This window comes from Kitasatospora sp. NPDC101801 (genome assembly GCF_044766665.1).
GTDB lineage: Bacteria > Actinomycetota > Actinomycetes > Streptomycetales > Streptomycetaceae > Kitasatospora.
The window spans coordinates 17,250-32,866 of the sequence record NZ_JBIWML010000025.1 but is presented as its reverse complement, the minus strand read 5'-3'; the positions used below and the strand labels follow the sequence as shown (position 1 = coordinate 32,866).

Annotated in this window: 16 protein-coding genes; 3 read left to right on the top strand and 13 right to left on the bottom strand. The window is 71.7% G+C overall.

Annotation, left to right across the window (positions count from 1 at the left end; all coding sequences use genetic code 11):
- Positions 1-34: 34 nt before the first annotated feature.
- The 9 genes from ACIRPK_RS24390 to ACIRPK_RS24350 all read right to left on the bottom strand — a co-directional run bounded on the left by ACIRPK_RS24390 (position 35) and on the right by ACIRPK_RS24350 (position 8,324).
- On the bottom strand, positions 35-1,390 hold the full coding sequence (locus tag ACIRPK_RS24390; protein ID WP_403041570.1) for an ABC transporter substrate-binding protein: 1,356 nt from the start codon (positions 1,388-1,390) through the stop codon (positions 35-37).
- A 246-nt stretch (positions 1,391-1,636) separates the two neighbouring features.
- Positions 1,637-2,839 carry a cytochrome P450 gene (locus ACIRPK_RS24385; RefSeq protein ID WP_403041568.1) on the bottom strand — a complete coding sequence of 401 codons (1,203 nt, stop codon included), beginning with the start codon at positions 2,837-2,839 and terminating at the stop codon, positions 1,637-1,639.
- Between the two features lie 261 nt (positions 2,840-3,100).
- On the bottom strand, positions 3,101-4,348 hold the full coding sequence (locus ACIRPK_RS24380) for a cytochrome P450 (protein ID WP_403041566.1): 1,248 nt from the start codon (positions 4,346-4,348) through the stop codon (positions 3,101-3,103).
- The gene (locus tag ACIRPK_RS24375) at positions 4,345-4,971 is read right to left on the bottom strand and encodes a GTP-binding protein (RefSeq protein WP_403041564.1); all 627 of its coding nucleotides are present in this window, start codon (positions 4,969-4,971) and stop codon (positions 4,345-4,347) included. Before ACIRPK_RS24375 ends, ACIRPK_RS24380 begins: the two co-directional genes overlap by 4 nt.
- A complete protein-coding gene (locus ACIRPK_RS24370) occupies positions 4,952-5,320 on the bottom strand; it encodes a DUF742 domain-containing protein (protein WP_403041562.1) in 369 nt (122 codons plus the stop codon). The genes ACIRPK_RS24375 and ACIRPK_RS24370 overlap by 20 nt, the downstream gene beginning before the upstream one ends.
- A complete protein-coding gene (locus ACIRPK_RS24365) occupies positions 5,317-5,718 on the bottom strand; it encodes a roadblock/LC7 domain-containing protein (protein WP_403041559.1) in 402 nt (133 codons plus the stop codon). The genes ACIRPK_RS24370 and ACIRPK_RS24365 overlap by 4 nt, the downstream gene beginning before the upstream one ends.
- Positions 5,715-7,310 carry a sensor histidine kinase gene (locus tag ACIRPK_RS24360; protein WP_403041557.1) on the bottom strand — a complete coding sequence of 532 codons (1,596 nt, stop codon included), beginning with the start codon at positions 7,308-7,310 and terminating at the stop codon, positions 5,715-5,717. The genes ACIRPK_RS24365 and ACIRPK_RS24360 overlap by 4 nt, the downstream gene beginning before the upstream one ends.
- A 216-nt stretch (positions 7,311-7,526) precedes the next feature.
- Positions 7,527-8,081, bottom strand: a complete 555-nt coding sequence (locus ACIRPK_RS24355; protein WP_403041554.1) for a Clp protease N-terminal domain-containing protein — start codon at positions 8,079-8,081, stop codon at positions 7,527-7,529.
- 3 nt (positions 8,082-8,084) lie between these two features.
- Positions 8,085-8,324: an RNA polymerase subunit sigma-70 gene (locus ACIRPK_RS24350; protein WP_403041552.1), complete on the bottom strand. Its 240-nt coding sequence runs from the start codon at positions 8,322-8,324 to the stop codon at positions 8,085-8,087.
- A gap of 73 nt (positions 8,325-8,397) precedes the next feature.
- On the opposite strand from ACIRPK_RS24350, the gene ACIRPK_RS24345 reads away from it, so the two are divergent.
- Positions 8,398-9,195 carry a helix-turn-helix domain-containing protein gene (locus tag ACIRPK_RS24345; protein WP_403041550.1) on the top strand — a complete coding sequence of 266 codons (798 nt, stop codon included), beginning with the start codon at positions 8,398-8,400 and terminating at the stop codon, positions 9,193-9,195.
- 66 nt (positions 9,196-9,261) lie between these two features.
- On the opposite strand, the gene ACIRPK_RS24340 is transcribed toward ACIRPK_RS24345, so the two are convergent.
- Together ACIRPK_RS24340 and ACIRPK_RS24335 are read right to left on the bottom strand one after the other, a co-directional pair.
- Complete coding sequence (locus ACIRPK_RS24340) at positions 9,262-9,693, bottom strand: hypothetical protein (RefSeq protein ID WP_403041548.1); 432 nt, start codon at positions 9,691-9,693, stop codon at positions 9,262-9,264.
- 155 nt (positions 9,694-9,848) lie between these two features.
- Positions 9,849-10,487, bottom strand: a complete 639-nt coding sequence (locus tag ACIRPK_RS24335; RefSeq protein ID WP_403041546.1) for a nitroreductase family protein — start codon at positions 10,485-10,487, stop codon at positions 9,849-9,851.
- A gap of 70 nt (positions 10,488-10,557) precedes the next feature.
- On the opposite strand from ACIRPK_RS24335, the gene ACIRPK_RS24330 reads away from it, so the two are divergent.
- On the top strand, positions 10,558-10,938 hold the full coding sequence (locus ACIRPK_RS24330) for a winged helix-turn-helix transcriptional regulator (protein WP_403041544.1): 381 nt from the start codon (positions 10,558-10,560) through the stop codon (positions 10,936-10,938).
- Between the two features lie 56 nt (positions 10,939-10,994).
- Here the strand turns inward: ACIRPK_RS24330 and ACIRPK_RS24325 are convergent, their stop codons facing one another.
- The gene (locus tag ACIRPK_RS24325; protein WP_403041542.1) at positions 10,995-13,850 is read right to left on the bottom strand and encodes a vitamin B12-dependent ribonucleotide reductase; all 2,856 of its coding nucleotides are present in this window, start codon (positions 13,848-13,850) and stop codon (positions 10,995-10,997) included.
- A gap of 131 nt (positions 13,851-13,981) precedes the next feature.
- A complete protein-coding gene (gene nrdR, locus ACIRPK_RS24320) occupies positions 13,982-14,470 on the bottom strand; it encodes a transcriptional regulator NrdR (RefSeq protein ID WP_403041540.1) in 489 nt (162 codons plus the stop codon).
- A gap of 391 nt (positions 14,471-14,861) precedes the next feature.
- Between nrdR and lexA the strand changes: the two genes are divergently transcribed.
- Positions 14,862-15,599, top strand: coding sequence for a transcriptional repressor LexA (lexA, locus tag ACIRPK_RS24315; protein WP_403041705.1), 738 nt, complete (start codon positions 14,862-14,864; stop codon positions 15,597-15,599).
- Positions 15,600-15,617 lie beyond the last annotated feature (18 nt).

The window sequence follows — 15,617 nt, the reverse complement described above, 5'->3', positions numbered from 1 at the left end:
GCGCGGGCGGGTGGACCCGCGCCGCCCGTGGCGGCTACTGCGGCCAGGCCGCGTCGATGTCAGCCGCCACCTTCGGGATGGCCTGTCCCTCGGCGAACCAGGCGGTCAGCGCCTTCCACTCGGCACCCGCGCCGACGGCGGCGGGCATCAGGTCGGAGGCGTCGAACCGGAAGGTCGCGGCCGGGTCGGTCAGCGCGGCGGCGGAGAGCTGGTCGATCGGGTCGGTGTAGAGGCTCTTGTCCACGCCCTGGTTGGCGGAGACCCAGCCGCTGGTGACCTTGACCCGGCTGCTCGCCCACTCCGAGCTGGACAGGTAGTTCTGCACCGCCTGCACCTCGGGGCGCGCGGAGAACGCCGCCACGAACTCGCCGCCGCCCTCGACCGGGTTGGGCACCGAGGGGTTCACCGCCGGGAGCTGGAAGGCGAAGATGTCGCCGTCCGCGCCGATCTTGGTGCCCTTGGGCCACTGCGCCGCGTAGAACGACGCCTGCTGGAGCATCGCGCACTTGTCGGTCAGGATCGGCGCCCCGGCGTCCTGGAAGGTGGTGGTGGCGATCGACTTCACGTCGCCGATGCCGCCGTTCACCCAGGCCGGGTTCTGCATCCAGCCCGCCACCGTCTGCATCGCGGCCGCGATCTTCGGATCGCCGAACTTCACCTGGTGGCTCACCCACTGGTCGTACACGTCACCGCCGTGGGTGCCGAGCACGATCTCCTCCAGCCAGTCGGTGGCCGGCCAGCCGGTCGCGGTGCCGGAGCCGATGCCGCCGCACCAGGGCTTGGTCGAGCCGGTGGCGGCGATCTTCCCGCTCAGCGCCATCAGCTCGGCCCAGGTCTTCGGCACCTGGTAGCCGGCCGCCTTGAAGGCCTTCGGCGAGTACCAGACCAGCGACTTCATGTTGGCGCTCATCGGCGCCGCGTAGAAGGTCCCGTTCACCGACCCGTAGGTCTTCCAGATCGGGCTCCACTTGGCCTGGTTGGCCTCGGTCCGGGCCGGCGGCTTCACCACCTTGCCGGTCTTCACCATCTGGGCCAGCACCCCGGGCTGCGGGATGATCGCCAGATCAGGGGCGTTGCCACCGGTCACCCGGACCTGGATCTGCGACTCGAAGTCCGGCGAGCCCTCGTACGAGATCTTGATCCCCGTACAAGAACTGAACTCGGCCCAGGACTTCTCCAGCGAGTCCGACTCGGGGCTGCGGATCGAGGCGAACATCGTCACCGTCTTCCCCGAGCTCCCCGCGTAGGGCTGGTACTTGACGCAGTCGCCGGTCAGCGGGGCAGCCGAGCCGCCACCACCGCCGTTGCTGTCCGAGGAGTTGGAGCAGGCCGCCGTGAGGGTCAACGCGAGCACGGCGGGTACGGCCAGCAGCCGGGGGCGAAAGGTCATCGGCGGCCTTCGATCACGAGCAGGACGGTGGTCAACGAGGTCCTCCTTGCCAGGGCATGACATGCCAGCAGTTAAGACGGAACAACAGGCGCTGAACCAGAGAAGGGGGTGTCCCAACCCGTCGGGCTGGCTCGAAGACGTTAACCCAGTCGTGATCCGGCGCCAAGGTGTGCGTTCGACCTTCATCGGCCGGTGCCGTAGTCGTGACCTGGCCGTGCTGCGCGGGCGGGGCACCCGCGCGCCGGATCAGAGCCGGACCGGCAACGCCTTCAGGCTGTTGACCACCATCGACGGGCTCGGCCGCAGCTCCGCGTCCGGCACCGCGAGCCGAAGCCCGGGGAAGCGCTCGAACAGCGCGGGCAGCGCGATCTGCCCCTCCATCCGCGCCAGCGACGCCCCCGGACAGATGTGCGGGCCGTGCCCGAACGAGAGCAGTCTGGACGGCTCCCGGGTGACGTCGAACACCTCGGCGGTGACGCCGTGCTGGGCCGGGTCCCGGCCGATCGCGTTGTAGGAGACCAGCACCGCGTCCCCGGCCGGGATCACCGCGTCGCCGTACGGCACGTCCTCGGCGGCGAACCGGAACAGGAAGTTGCTGGTCGGCGGGGTCCAGCGGAGCGACTCCTCGACCACCGACGACCACGGCACCTCACCCCTGCGCACCAGCGCCAGCTGGTCGGGGTGGGTGAGCAGGGCCCGGACGGCGTTGGTGATCAGGTTGACCGTGGTCTCGTGCCCGGCCGCGATGATCACCCGTACGGTGGCCGCCGCCTCGGCGTCGGTCAGCGCGCCGCCCTCGACGTCGGCCGCCAGCAGTGCGCTGATCAGGTCCTCGCCCGGCGCGGCCCGGCGCTGGGCCACCAGGTCCTGCACGAAGGCGTTCAGCGCCGCGATGATCGCCGGGACCTCGGCCGGGTCCTTCACACTGCTGAAGAACCGCTCGTACAGGTCCCGGATCCGGGCGTGGTCCCGCTCCGGCAGGCCGAGCAGGGACCCGATCACCGACATCGGCAGCGGGAAGGCGAAGACCGTCTTGAGGTCCAGCTCGGGCCCGGCCGCCGCCACCCGGTCCAGCAGCGTCGCGGTGATCGCCTCGATGCCGGGACGCATCGCCTCCACCCGGCGCGGGGTGAACGCCTGCGCCACGATCGAGCGCAGCCTTCGGTGCTCCGAACCGTCCGTGGTGACCATGCTCGGCCCCGGCACCGCCAGACCGATCAGCGGCCAGGTCCGGGGTATCTCACCCCGCTGGTAGGCCGCCCAGTGCTCGGCGTTCTTCACCAACCGCTCGTCGTTGAGCAGCGCCCTGGCCGCAGCGTGCCGGGTGATCGCCCACGCCCGGACGCCCCCCATCAGCTCGACCTCGACCACCGGCCCGGCCCCGCGCAGCACCGCACCCTCGGCGGCGCTGTCGGTGGCCAGCGGGTCCAGCAGGATCGGTGCGGGCATACGTACTCCTTCGGTTGAGTGGCGGCTTCAGCCTTTGGCAGGTGCTCAGCCGTCCACGGTCCAGGGGCCCGGGGCTCTGCTGGTGTGCGGCTCCGCCGGGTGGGCGAGGAGATCCGGCGTGCGGGTCACTGCGAAAGGGCCTGACCACCCCGGAACGGATCACCTTGCAAGGGCCGGCGTCGCCCGCGCGGCGGAGCCGCACACCAGCAGGGCCCCGGGCCCCTGACTCCGTGGACGGCTGAGCACCTGCCAGAAGCGCGGTCAGCCGGCCTGGTAGCCCGGCGTGAAGGCGACCGGTAGCGCCACCAGTGCGCGGACCCAGGCCGACGGCCGCCAGACCAGAGCGTGCTCGGCCACCGCCAGCCGCAGGTCGGGCAGCCGGTCCAGCAGCACCTCGATCGCCGTCGCGGCGATCACCTCCGCGGTCTCCTGAGCCGGGAACGGGCAGCTGTGCGGTCCGTACGAGTACGCCAGGTGGGCCCGGTTGCCCTCGGCCGGGGTCCCGTCCGGCTGCCGGACCGAGGGGTCGGTGTTGGCCCCGGCCAGGCCGAGCAGCAGCAGGTCGCCCGCGGCGATCCGCTGCCCGCCGAGCTGGGTGTCCCTGGTCGCCCAGCGGCCCGCGAAGATCTGGGTCGGGGTGTCCTCCCAGAGCGCCTCGGCGAGCGCCTGGGCGACGCTCCGCCGGCCGCCGGAGAGCGAGGCGGCGAACCGGTCGTCGGTGAGCATCAGCCGCAGCGCGTTGGAGATCCAGTACGCGCACGGCTGGTGACCCGCGATCAGGATCACCCGCAGGTCGCGCATCACCTCCTCGTCGGTCAGCCCGGCCTCGTGCCCGAGCAGCCGGGAGGTGACGTCGGGGCCCGGCTCCGCGCGCTTGCGGTGCACCAGCCCGAGCATCACGTCCAGCAGCCGCTGCGCCCCGGCCTGGGCGTCCGCGCCGCCGTCCAGCATCGCCACCAGGCCGGCGATCAGCACCGGCGCCTCGTCCTCGTCCAGGCCGAGCAGCCGGCCGAGCACCAGCAGCGGCAGCCGGTGCGCGTAGTCGGTGACCAGCTCCGCCTCGCCCTTGCCGGCGAACCCGTCGATCAGCCGGTCGGCGACCTCCTCGCAGTGCTGCTTCAGCTCGTACTGGTCCACCCCGGCCAGCGCCTCGGTGACCGCCGCCTTCCGGCGCTGGTGCTCGGCGCCCTCGGCGTACAGGATCGACGGGACGGGGGCCATCATCGGCTTGAGCGGCCAGTCCGCCGGGATCTCCGGCCACTGGTTCCACCGGGTCGAGTCCCGGCCGAACAGCTTGGGCTGACCGGTCATCAGCTGGAGCTCGCGGTAGCCGATCACCAGCCAGGCCGGCACGCCACCGGCCAGCTCCACCGGCGCCACCGGGCCGTGGGTGCGGCGCAGCTCCTGGTAGAGCTGGCCCGGGTCGGTCTGGAACCGGGGCCCGTACAGCGGGGTGGCACCCGCGTGCGCCGGGCAGCCCGGCGGCGGGGAGGTCGCGGGCTCGGTCACGGGGTCACCTCTGGGTCTCTCAGGGCCAACTGCTGGATGTGCCGGACCAGTCCGATCAGCACCTGCTTGCCGGACTCGCGGTCCCGGGCGTCGCAGTCGATCAGCGGCACGTGGTCGGGCAGGTCGAGGGCGGCGCGCACCTCGGCCAGGCTGTGCTCGGGGCCGCCGAAAACGTTCCTGGCCACCACGAACGGCGTGCCGTGCTGCTCCAGCCGGTCGATCGCGTACCAGGACTCGGCCAGCCGCCGGGTGTCCACCAGCACCACCGCGCCGAGCGCCCCGGCGAACAGCCGGTCCCAGAGGAACCAGAACCGCTCCTGGCCGGGCGCGCCGAACAGGTAGAGCACGTGCCGGTCGTCCAGGGTGATCCGGCCGAAGTCGAAGGCCACCGTGGTGGAGCGCTTCCCGGCCACCCCGGTGAGGTCGTCGACGCCCTCGCCCGCCCGGGTCATGGTCTCCTCGGTGTTGAGCGGACGGATCTCGCTCACCGAGGCGACCAGGGTGGTCTTGCCGACCCCGAAACCGCCGACCACCACGATCTTCAGGCCGTCCGAGGCGGTGCTGCGCAGCGGGGCGGCCGACCGGGCCCGGAGCACGGCGGTGTCAGAGCCGTTCGAGTCCACTCAGCACCTGCTTCAGCGTGTCGAGGTCGGGCAGCCGGGCCTTGCTGGGGGCGAACCGCGGGTGCCGGGCGGTGACCCGGCCGGACTCCAGCAGATCGCCCAGCAGGATCTTCACCACGCTGACCGGCAGGGCCAGTTCGGCCGCCAGCTCGACCACGGCGGTGGGGTCGGCGCAGATCTCCAGGATCCGGGCGTGCTCCGACTGCATGCCGGGCGTCGGCTCCTGCTCGGCGACGATCAGGGTCACCAGGTCGAAGGCCTGCTCCGGCGGGCGGCTGCGCCCCTGGGTGACAGTGTAGAGCCGGTCCGGCGAGTCGTCCGGACCCGGGGTGCCCCGGCGGGTGCTCATGCCGGCTCTCGCGCCGGTGCGGTCAGGTAGGCGCCGATCTGCTCGACCAGCCCGTACATGTTGTGGCCCACCACGCCCACGTCGGCGCTCTCGTCGGTGACCACCGCGAGGTGCGCGCCCTCGCCGGCCGCGACGATGCACAGGATGCCGCCGTGGAACTCGGTCATCGACTGCCGGACCCCGCCGGTACGGTCGCCGAACTCGACCGAGGCACCGTGCGCCAGGCTCTGCATCCCGGAGGCGATCGCGGCCAGCTGGTCGGCCTGATCGGTGGTCAGCCCGGCGGTGTGGCAGAGCTTGAGGCCATCGGCCGACAGCACCAGGGCGTGCCGGGCGCCCGGGGTGGCGGCCAGCAGGTTCTCCAACAGCCAGTCGAGATCGCGGTCGGTGCTGCTCATCGGGAGTCGTCCTTCCGGGAGGCGTCGTCGGGGCTCGCGCCGGGACCGGCCTGGAGGGCGCGACGGAACGCGCCGAACCGGGCGGCGGCCACCGCCGCGTCGGTCCGGGCGGGCGGCGCGGCGGGCCCGGGAGTGGCCGCTCCGGCGGCGCCGGGGGCCGTGCTCAGGGTCTGGCCGCGGCGGCGCTGCGGCAGGCCGTTCTCGGTGGTCGCGGCCCGCTCGGCGACCGGTGGGGCCGCCGGCCGCTCGTGCACGGGGGCGGGCTCCGAGGCGTCGGCCCGGACCGGGGCCGGGTGGCTGACCAGCTGCTCGGGGATCAGCACCACCACGCCGGTGCCGCCCCGGGCGGACGGCCGGAACGAGATCTGCAGCCCGTGCTTGCGGGCCAGCACCCCGACCACGGCCAGCCCGAGCCGGGTGCCGGCCGAGAGCGCGGTGAGGTCCAGCGGATCGGCGGAGACCGCGGCCTCGGCCCGCTTCAGCCAGCTCTCGCCGAGGCCGAGCCCACCGTCCTCGACCGTGATCACCAGACCGGAGTGCACCTCCTCGACGTAGACGTGCACCTCGGCCGGCGGGGCGGAGAAGTTGGCGGCGTTGTCCAGCAGTTCGGCCAGCACGTGCATCACGCCCTCGGCGGCGTACCCGGCCACCGCGGCGCTGCTGGCCGAGTGCAGCCGGACCCGCTGGTAGGCGCCGATCCGGCCGAGCGCGCCGCGCAGGACCGACTCCACCGCGATCGGCCTGGTCCACCGGCGGCCGGAGCGGGCGCCGGTCAGCACCGCGATCGAGTCGGCCATCCTGCCCGCCTGGGCGGTGGCGTGATCGAGCGTCAGCAGGTCGCCGAGCACCTCCTCGCCGTGCCGGTGCTGCATCTCGCGCAGCTCCGCGTGCATGCTGGTGGCGAGTGCCTGGACACGGCCGGCGGCGGTCGCGCAGACCGCCAGCGCGGCGGCCCGCTGCCGCTCTCCCCGGCCGATCTCGGTCGCCACGGTGCGCAGCAACCCGGCGTGCGGGAGCGCCCGGTGCGGGGCCAGCGCGGTCTCCACCGAGCTGCCGGAGCGCAGCCGGCCGACCACCTCGGGCAGCACCTCGGCGGTGAGCCGGTCGAGGGCGTCGCGGTCGGCAGCCGCCTGTCCGGCCCGCTCGCGCAGGTCCCCGGCCTGGGCCCGGAGGGCGGCCTGTCCGACCTCGGCGGCCCGGAGTCCGGCGTGTGCGGCGTCGGCCTCGGCCCGGGTGGTCGCCAGCGCGGCGCGCAGCTCGGCGGCCGCGTAGTGCGCGGCGCTCAGCTCGGCGTGCAGGGTGGCGGCTCGGCCGGTGCTGACGGTCAGTTCGTCCCGGACGGCGTCGAGTTCGGCGGCGCTCCGGTCGGCCCGGCCGAGCTGCCGGCAGGCCAGCGCGAGCAGTCCGCACCACAGCAGCAGCGCCCCGCTCACGGTGCCGGCCACGGCCGGCTGCTGCGCGGTCGGGGTCAGCACCACGGCGGCCGCTCCGGCTCCGGCCCCGACCAGCAGGCCGGCCGCGGCCCACCAGGCGGCGCTGCCGTTCGGACGGCGGACGGCCGCGCCCGGGTCGGGGCGCGTGCGAGCTCTCATCAGTCTGATCCTCGGGGGCGGACGGCTGCGGGAGGGCGGACGACAGCGCACCACCGCACGGGCGCGCCCTCGGACACGCTCCGTGCGGTTGATCAGTACACGCGGTCAGCAGATCATATCCATTCACCAGTTGTACTCAAGCGGACAACTGACGATCCGTTCGATATCTGCACACCCAGCGTGAATGGCCGGAAACCGCGCCCCGGACAGCTGTCGTCAGCCCGCCACCGCCTCCAACTCCTGCCGCAGCCCGGCCGGGTCGACCCCCTGGTCGGCGATCACCCGGACGGCCAGTCCGTCGCCGTCGCGGAGCAGTCCGAGCAAAAGGTGCCGGACCGCGATCTGCTTGTCGCCGAGCCGCAGCGCCTCCCGCAGCGCGAGCTCCAGCACCTTCTTCGACCGGGGGGTGAACGGCCGGTGGTCGCTCTTGAACCAGCCACGCCGGCGCGGCTCCTCCCCCCGTGCGTCCAGCGCCCCCGCGCCGAACTCCGCCTCGACCGCCTCCCGGACCGCGTCCAGGTCGACCCCGATCGCGGCCAGCACCTCCGCGTCGTGACCCTCGGCCGGGCCGATCAGCCGGACCACCGCCGCCCGCACGGTGTCGTGGTCCAGCCCCCGGGCCACCAGCAGCGCCGCCGCCGGCTCCGCCGGGTCGGCCAGCGCGGCGAGCAGCAGGTGCTCCGTACCGATGTACCCGTGCCGCAGCTCCGCCGCCTCGGCCTGGGCCTGCACGACCACCTGCCGCGCCGCCTTCGTGAATCGCTCGAACATCCCTCAGCCTCCGTCCTTGCCGTCGCCGCCGAAGCCGCGCTTCGCGTACTTCTTGTGCACCGCCTGCCTGCTGACGCCCAGGCAGACCGCGATGTCCTGCCAGGACCAGCCCTGGCCGCGGGCATTGCCGACCTGGAGGTCCTCCAGCCGGTCCGCCAGATCGCGCAGGGCCCGGACGGCGCGCAGACCGACCCCCGGATCCCGACTGCTCGCGGCTGCCGCGAGCTGCTTGGTTTCACTCATGGTGTCAACATAGGTTGACGATGCGCGGCTGTCAACCAAGGTTGACGTCCGGCGGACCGGCTACCGTCGTGCCATGACCACCACGTCCTCCGAGGCCGGCGCCGGGACCCTGCTACGCGACTGGCGCGAGCGGCGTGGCCTCAGCCAGCTCCAACTCGCCCTGGGCGCCGACTCCTCGGCCCGGCACATCAGCTTCGTCGAGACCGGCCGGGCCCGCCCCGGCCAGGACCTGCTGCTCCGACTCGCCGAGCACCTCGACATCCCGGTCCGGGAGCGCAACTCCCTGCTGCTCGCCGCCGGTTACGCCCCGCACTACGCCGAGACCCCGCTCGACGACCCCTCGCTGGACGCGCTGCGCGCCGGCATGGAGCAGCTGCTCGCCGCGCACGATCCCTACCCCGCCCTGATCGTCGACGGCACCTACCGGGTGCTCGCCGCCAACCGGGGCATCGCCCTGCTGCTGGAGGACGTCGACCCCGCACTGCTCACCCAGCCGATGAACGCCATGCGGATCACCCTGCACCCCGGCGGCCTGGCGCCCCGGATCCGCAACCTGCGGCAGTGGCGTTCCCACCTGCTGGAGCAGATGGAGCGTCAGATCGCCCTGGTCCGCTCCGAGCCGCTGCGCGCGCTCTACCAGGAGGTCCGGGCCTACCCCACGTCCGCCGAGGACGAGGTGCAGGACGCCTCCGCACTGTTCCCGTTCGCCCTCCCGCTCCTGTTCGAGCGCGACGGGCGGGTGCTGTCCTTCCTCTCCACCATCTCCACCTTCAACACCCCCATGGACGTGACCGTCTCCGAGCTGGCCATCGAGACCTTCCTCCCGGCCGACCCGGAGACCGCGTCCTACCTGCGCGAGGTGCTGCCCTGAAACACCACCGCGCACCCCGGGGAGCAACGGCTCGGCCCCGGGGTGCGCGGTGGTACGGACCGTCAGCTAGCGCGCTGACCGCGCCGTCGAGCGCAGCGCCCACCACTGCAGCGCCGCGAACCCCGCGACGGTGGCGGCCTGCATCGGAATCCACACCGTCCCGGCGGTGCTCGGCTCGAACCACACCACCAGCGACACGATGCTCAGCACCGCCCACACCAGGTTCGCGTCCACCAGCGCCTTCACCGCCAACTCCGACGGCCGGCGCCGGCTCGCCAGGAACCCCACCCCGGCACCGAACAGCAGCAGGAACGCACCGATGTCCAACAGCACCATCCGGTCGATCCCGAGCAACTCCCCGAGCGGCCCCGAGAACGCCAGGTAGGCCAGCCCGTTCCCCCCGGTCACCACGGCGTCCAGCGCCAGCACCTTCCGCAGCCACCCCGGCCCGGCGTCGGTCGAACGAACAGCAGTAGCAGCAAGCGAGTTCACAGCCATGACGAACATCCTCCGAGTGGTCGGCGGCCCTCCCGGGGTGCTCCCCGGCGGCCTGCACCCAGCCTGCCGGGCGAGCGCCCCGGGGTCGATTACCCGCCAGGTAATGCGGCCCGGGCGGTCCGGGTCACCCACGGGTTCCGCCTGATCCACGGCCGCTACCCGCCGTAGCGTCCGTGGAAGATGTTGCGCTCCGGGGCGCGGCGGCCCGGGTGGGGACGGTGCTCCGCCGGGTGGCCGAGGGAGACCAGGAGGGCGATCGCGAGGTCGTCACGGTCCCCGATGCCGATCGCCCGCTTGACCGCCGCCTCGTCCCAGCCGTTCATCGGGGAGGTGGCCAGGCCGAGTTCGGTGGCGGCGAGCATCAGGAAGGAGGCCGCGATCATCGCGTCCTTGACCGCGTACTCGCGCAGCAACCCCCGCCTCTCCAGGCCCTCCTGAAAAGCCGTCGACTCGGCGGCGAACCCGGCGACGAACTCCTCGCTCCATGCGCCGTTGCGACGGGCCCGGTCGTAGACGTCCAGGCGGTCGTCGCGCCAGGCCCGCGGCTCCGCGACGAAGACCAGCACGACCGGGGCCTCCTGCGGCTGGGGCTGTCCGCCGGTGGCGCGGGCCAGCCGGGCGCGGCCCTCGGCGTCCGACACCACCACGATCGAACGGTCCTGGAGGTTCCAGCTGCTGGGTGCCTCGACGGCGAGGTCCAGCAGGGCGGCGAGGGTGGCCGCAGGCACCGGGTCGGGCCGGTAGTGGCGGATCGTACGGCGGGTGCGGATGGCGTCCGCGACGGAGAGTGTCATGCGGCTAACTATTGGAGAGTGACGCTCCATCAGGAAGAGAGCACTAAAAGGTGCGTTACTCTCCCCCGGCATGAAGACCGTCGTGGAATCCTCCGGCCTGCCGGCCGACGTCTACTCCGCAAAGTGCCCGACCCGTCAGGTGCTCGACCACATCTCCGGCAAGTGGACGATCCTGGTCGTGGACGCACTGCTCCAGGGCACCATGCGGTACACCGACCTGAGCCGGCGGATCGAGGGCGTCTCGCAGAAGATGCTCACGCAGACCCTGCGCGCCCTGGCGGCCGACGGCTTCGTCACCCGCACCGTCCACCCGACCGTCCCGCCCCGGGTCGAGTACGACCTCACGGAGCTCGGCCGCAGCCTGGCCGGGCCGATCGCCGCCCTCCGGCAGTGGACCGAGACCCACATCAACGAGATCGAGCAGGCCCGTCGGCAGAGCACGGCGACATGACGGAGCGGGGAGCCGACACGTCGGCTCCCCGCTCCGTTCACCGGCTCAGGCTGTCATCAGCTGCAGCCGCTGGTGGAGCCGCAGCCCTCGCAGAGGTAGCAGCTGCCCGCGCGGCGCATCTTGGTGCCGCAGGAGAAGCAGAGCGGGGCGTCGGCGTTGAGGCCGAGCTGGATCTCCATCAGTTCGGTGGAGTTGTGCGCCTGGGCCGGGGCGGCCTTGGGGGCCTCCACCGGGGCGGGCTTGGGGCTGGCGATCGGGGCGGACTGCGCGAACGACTGCACGTCCACGTCCGCGTCCTCGGCCTCGATCGGCTCGTAGGAGCCGGTGTCCAGGTGGCGCTGGCGCTCCTCGACCGAGTGGATACCGAGCGCCGAGCGGGTCTCGAAGGGCAGGAAGTCCAGCGCCAGGCGGCGGAAGATGTAGTCGACGATCGACTGCGCCATCCGCACGTCCGGGTCGTCGGTCAGACCGGCCGGCTCGAAGCGCATGTTCGTGAACTTGGAGACGTACGTCTCCAGCGGGACGCCGTACTGCATGCCGACCGAGACCGCGATCGAGAAGGCGTCCATCATGCCCGCGAGGGTGGAACCCTGCTTGGACATCTTCAGGAAGACCTCGCCGAGACCGTCGTCCGGGTAGGAGTTGGCGGTCATGTAGCCCTCGGCGCCGCCCACCGTGAAGGAGGTGGTGATGCCGGGACGGCCCTTCGGGAGGCGCTTGCGGACCGGGCGGTACTCGACCACGGGAGCCGGAGCGGCCGCGGCTTTCTCCTCCTCCTTGGTCTTCTTCGCCGAGAGCGGCTGGCCGACCTTCGAGTTCTCGCGGTAGATGGCCAGCGCCTTGACGCCGAGCTTCCACGCCTCGAAGTAGATCTCCTCGACCTCTTCGACGGTGGCCACGGACGGCATGTTGACCGTCTTCGAGATCGCGCCCGAGATCCACGGCTGGATCGCCGCCATCATCCGCACGTGCCCCATCGCGGAGATGACCCGCTCGCCCATCGCGCAGTCGAATACCGAGTAGTGCGCGGGCTTCAGGCCGGGGGCGTCCACCACGTTGCCGTGGTCGGCGATGTGGGCGACGACCGCCTCGATCTGCTCCTGCTGGTAGCCGAGGCGCTTGAGGGCGCGCGGCACGGTGCCGTTGACGATCTGCATCGAGCCGCCGCCGACCAGCTTCTTGAACTTGACCAGGGCGAGGTCGGGCTCGACGCCGGTGGTGTCGCAGTCCATCATCAGGCCGATGGTGCCGGTCGGGGCGAGCACCGAGGCCTGCGCGTTGCGGAAGCCGTTCTGGGCGCCGAGCGCCAGCACGTCGGCCCAGGTGGAGGTGGCCGCGGCCCAGATCGGGGCGTCCAGGTCGTCGTAGGAGACGGCGACCGCGTTGGCGTCCGCGTGCTGCTTCATGACCCGCTGGTGCGGGGCCGCGTTGCGGGCGTAGCCGTCGTACGGGCCGACCACGCCGGCCAGTTCGGCGCCGCGGCGGTAGGCGGTGCCGGTCATCAGCGAGGTGATGGAGCCGGCCAGCGCGCGGCCGCCGTCGGAGTCGTAGGCGTGGCCGGTGGCCATCAGCAGGGCGCCGAGGTTGGCGTAGCCGATGCCGAGCTGGCGGTAGGCGCGGGTGGTCTCGCCGATCTTCTCGGTCGGGAAGTCGGCGAAGCAGATCGAGATGTCCATCGCGGTGATGACCAGCTCGACCACCTTGGCGAAGCGCTCGGCGTCGAACGAGTCGTCGTCGCGGAGGAACTTCATCAGGTTGAGCGAGGCGAGGTTGCAGCTGGAGTTGTCCAGGTGCATGTACTCGGAGCAGGGGTTGGACGCGTTGATCCGGCCCGACTCCGGGCAGGTGTGCCAGTGGTTGATGGTGTCGTCGTACTGGATGCCCGGGTCGGCGCAGGCCCAGGCCGCCTCGGCCATCTTGCGGAACAGCTTCTTGGCGTCGACGGTCTCGATCACCTCACCGGTCATCCGGGCCTTCAGGCCGAACTCGGTGCGGTTCTCGACCGCCGTCATGAACTCGTCGGAGACCCGGACCGAGTTGTTGGCGTTCTGGTACTGGACCGAGGTGATGTCGTCGCCACCGAGGTCCATGTCGAAGCCCGCGTCACGGAGGGCGCGGATCTTCTCCTCCTCCTTGACCTTGGTCTCGATAAAGGCCTCGACGTCCGGGTGGTCCACGTCCAGCACGACCATCTTGGCCGCCCGGCGGGTGGCGCCACCGGACTTGATGGTGCCGGCCGAGGCGTCCGCGCCGCGCATGAAGGAGACCGGGCCGCTGGCGTTGCCGCCGGAGGAGAGCAGCTCCTTGGAGGAGCGGATCCGGGAGAGGTTCAGGCCGGCGCCGGAGCCGCCCTTGAAGATCATCCCCTCTTCCTTGTACCAGTCCAGGATCGAGTCCATCGAGTCGTCGACGGCCAGGATGAAGCAGGCGGAGACCTGCTGCGGCTGCTTGGTGCCGACGTTGAACCAGACCGGGGAGTTGAAGCTGAACACCTGGTGGAGCAGGGCGTAGGTCAGCTCGTGCTCGAAGACCTCGGCGTCGTCCGGACCGGCGAAGTAACCGTTCTTCTCGCCGGCGGCGCGGTAGGTCAGCACCACCCGGTCGATGATCTGCTTGAGGCTCCACTCACGCTGCGGGGTGCCCACCGCGCCGCGGAAGTACTTCGAGGTGACGATGTTGACCGCGTTCACCGACCAGGAGTCGGGGAACTCGACGCCGCGCTGCTCGAAGTTGATCGAGCCGTCGCGCCAGTTGGTCATCACCACGTCGCGGCGTTCCCAGCTGACCTGGTCGTAGGGGTGCACGCCCGGAGTGGTGTGGATGCGTTCGATCCGCAGGCCGCCCTTGGGCGCCTTGCCGGCCCCCTTGGCAGCCTTCGACCCGCGTGCAGACCCGCTCGTGGTGTCGGTCACTTCTCGCTTCTCCTCTTGGGCAAATCCCCCAATATCCCAGTATGCGTGGGCACTGAGGGTGGACGACAGTGTTCAGCGGGCCGTTTTCGGGCACGCCGGACCGCCCCGGACGACCGGCATGGATCAGTCGGTCAGGGGGCGGTGGAGAGGACGGCGACGTCCTCGGTGGGGTGGGCGCGCTCACCGCGGAGTTCCGCGATGGCGGCCTCGAAGTCTTCGAGATCGTCGAAGGCGCGGTACACCGAGGCGAACCTCAGGTACGCGACCAGATCCAGTTCCTTGAGTGGGCCGAGTATGGCCAGACCCACGTCGTGTGTCGAGAGCTCGGCACTGCCCGAGGCCCGCACGCACTCCTCGACCCGCTGGCCGAGCTGGGCGAGGGCGTCCTCGGTGACCGGGCGGCCCTGACAGGCCTTGCGGACACCGCTGATCACCTTCGACCGGGAGAACGGCTCGGTCACACCGCTGCGCTTGATGACCATCAGGGTGGCGGTCTCGACCGTGGTGAATCGACGGCCGCAGTCGGGGCACTGACGGCGGCGGCGGATCGAGCTTCCGTCGTCGCTGGCCCGGGAGTCGACCACGCGGCTGTCCGGGTGTCGGCAGAAGGGGCAGTGCACCGGGGGGACTCCCTCTCTGACAACATCGCAACGGACTCGCACACTCTACACGGACCACTAGGGGTGGGCCCAACGGAGAACCTAGGCCCCCACATGTAGTGGTGGGAGCCCGACGCGCCGCGACGGGGTGAAATTTCTCCGACCCGTGAAATAGACTGCGCAAGTCGAACACTTAAGCGATGTACACCCAAGGCCTTGATCGAGTCAGCCCGACTCGAATAAATTCACTCGAACGTGTGTTTGGCGCAACCTTTCGATAGGGGCACCAGTTGAGCTGGGCAAAGGGAGACCTGTCGGAAGGAATGCCGTGAACACCGTCGAAGCCAAGACCTCCATCCCGGTGCAGGAGCGCCCCGCGCGCACCGCTGAGCAGGAGAGCGTGGACCCCACCATGAGCCGGAGCCAGCCCATCGAGCACTCCGCCGCCCAGGACGACGTCCTCGGCCAGCCGACCCCGACGCGCTCGCTCGCCGGGCGTCCGCCGGGCATCCGCACCGACGAGGCCGGGCTGACGGAGCGCCAGCGCCGGGTCATCGAGGTCATCAGGGACTCGGTGCAGCGCCGGGGTTACCCGCCGTCGATGCGGGAGATCGGCCAGGCCGTCGGCCTCAGCTCGACCTCCTCGGTCGCGCACCAGCTGATGGCGCTGGAGCGCAAGGGCTTCCTCCGCCGCGACCCGCACCGCCCGCGCGCCTACGAGGTGCGCGGCGTCGAGGTGGCCCGGCCGAACACGGCCGAGGCCGCCGGTCGGCCCTCCACCTCGTACGTGCCGCTGGTCGGCCGGATCGCCGCCGGTGGGCCGATCCTGGCCGAGCAGACGGTGGAGGACGTCTTCCCGTTGCCCCGTCAGCTGGTCGGCGAGGGCGAGCTGTTCGCGCTCACCGTGCGCGGTGACTCGATGATCGAGGCGGCCATCTGCGACGGCGACTGGGTCACCGTCCGCCGCCAGCCGGTGGCCGAGAACGGCGACATCGTGGCCGCGATGATCGACGGCGAGGCCACCGTCAAGCGCCTCAAGCGCGAGGACGGCAAGATCTGGCTGATGCCGCACAACCCGGCCTACGACCCGATCCCGGGCGACAACGCGACCATCCTGGGCAAGGTCGTCGCGGTGCTCCGCCGCCTCTGACGCACCGAACGGACACAC

Excerpts from the sequence above, each read along its gene's own strand:
- ACIRPK_RS24360 (WP_403041557.1), bottom strand. The coding sequence starts at position 7,310 with ATGAGAGCTCGCACGCGCCCCGACCCGGGCGCGGCCGTCCGCCGTCCG.
- ACIRPK_RS24330 (WP_403041544.1), top strand. The coding sequence starts at position 10,558 with ATGAAGACCGTCGTGGAATCCTCCGGCCTGCCGGCCGACGTCTACTCC.
- ACIRPK_RS24350 (WP_403041552.1), bottom strand. The coding sequence starts at position 8,324 with ATGAGTGAAACCAAGCAGCTCGCGGCAGCCGCGAGCAGTCGGGATCCG.
- lexA (WP_403041705.1), top strand. The coding sequence starts at position 14,862 with ATGAGCCGGAGCCAGCCCATCGAGCACTCCGCCGCCCAGGACGACGTC.
- ACIRPK_RS24365 (WP_403041559.1), bottom strand. The coding sequence starts at position 5,718 with ATGAGCAGCACCGACCGCGATCTCGACTGGCTGTTGGAGAACCTGCTG.
- ACIRPK_RS24370 (WP_403041562.1), bottom strand. The coding sequence starts at position 5,320 with ATGAGCACCCGCCGGGGCACCCCGGGTCCGGACGACTCGCCGGACCGG.
- ACIRPK_RS24355 (WP_403041554.1), bottom strand. The coding sequence starts at position 8,081 with ATGTTCGAGCGATTCACGAAGGCGGCGCGGCAGGTGGTCGTGCAGGCC.
- ACIRPK_RS24340 (WP_403041548.1), bottom strand. The coding sequence starts at position 9,693 with ATGGCTGTGAACTCGCTTGCTGCTACTGCTGTTCGTTCGACCGACGCC.
- ACIRPK_RS24385 (WP_403041568.1), bottom strand. The coding sequence starts at position 2,839 with ATGCCCGCACCGATCCTGCTGGACCCGCTGGCCACCGACAGCGCCGCC.
- ACIRPK_RS24335 (WP_403041546.1), bottom strand. The coding sequence starts at position 10,487 with ATGACACTCTCCGTCGCGGACGCCATCCGCACCCGCCGTACGATCCGC.
- ACIRPK_RS24345 (WP_403041550.1), top strand. The coding sequence starts at position 8,398 with ATGACCACCACGTCCTCCGAGGCCGGCGCCGGGACCCTGCTACGCGAC.
- ACIRPK_RS24390 (WP_403041570.1), bottom strand. The coding sequence starts at position 1,390 with ATGACCTTTCGCCCCCGGCTGCTGGCCGTACCCGCCGTGCTCGCGTTG.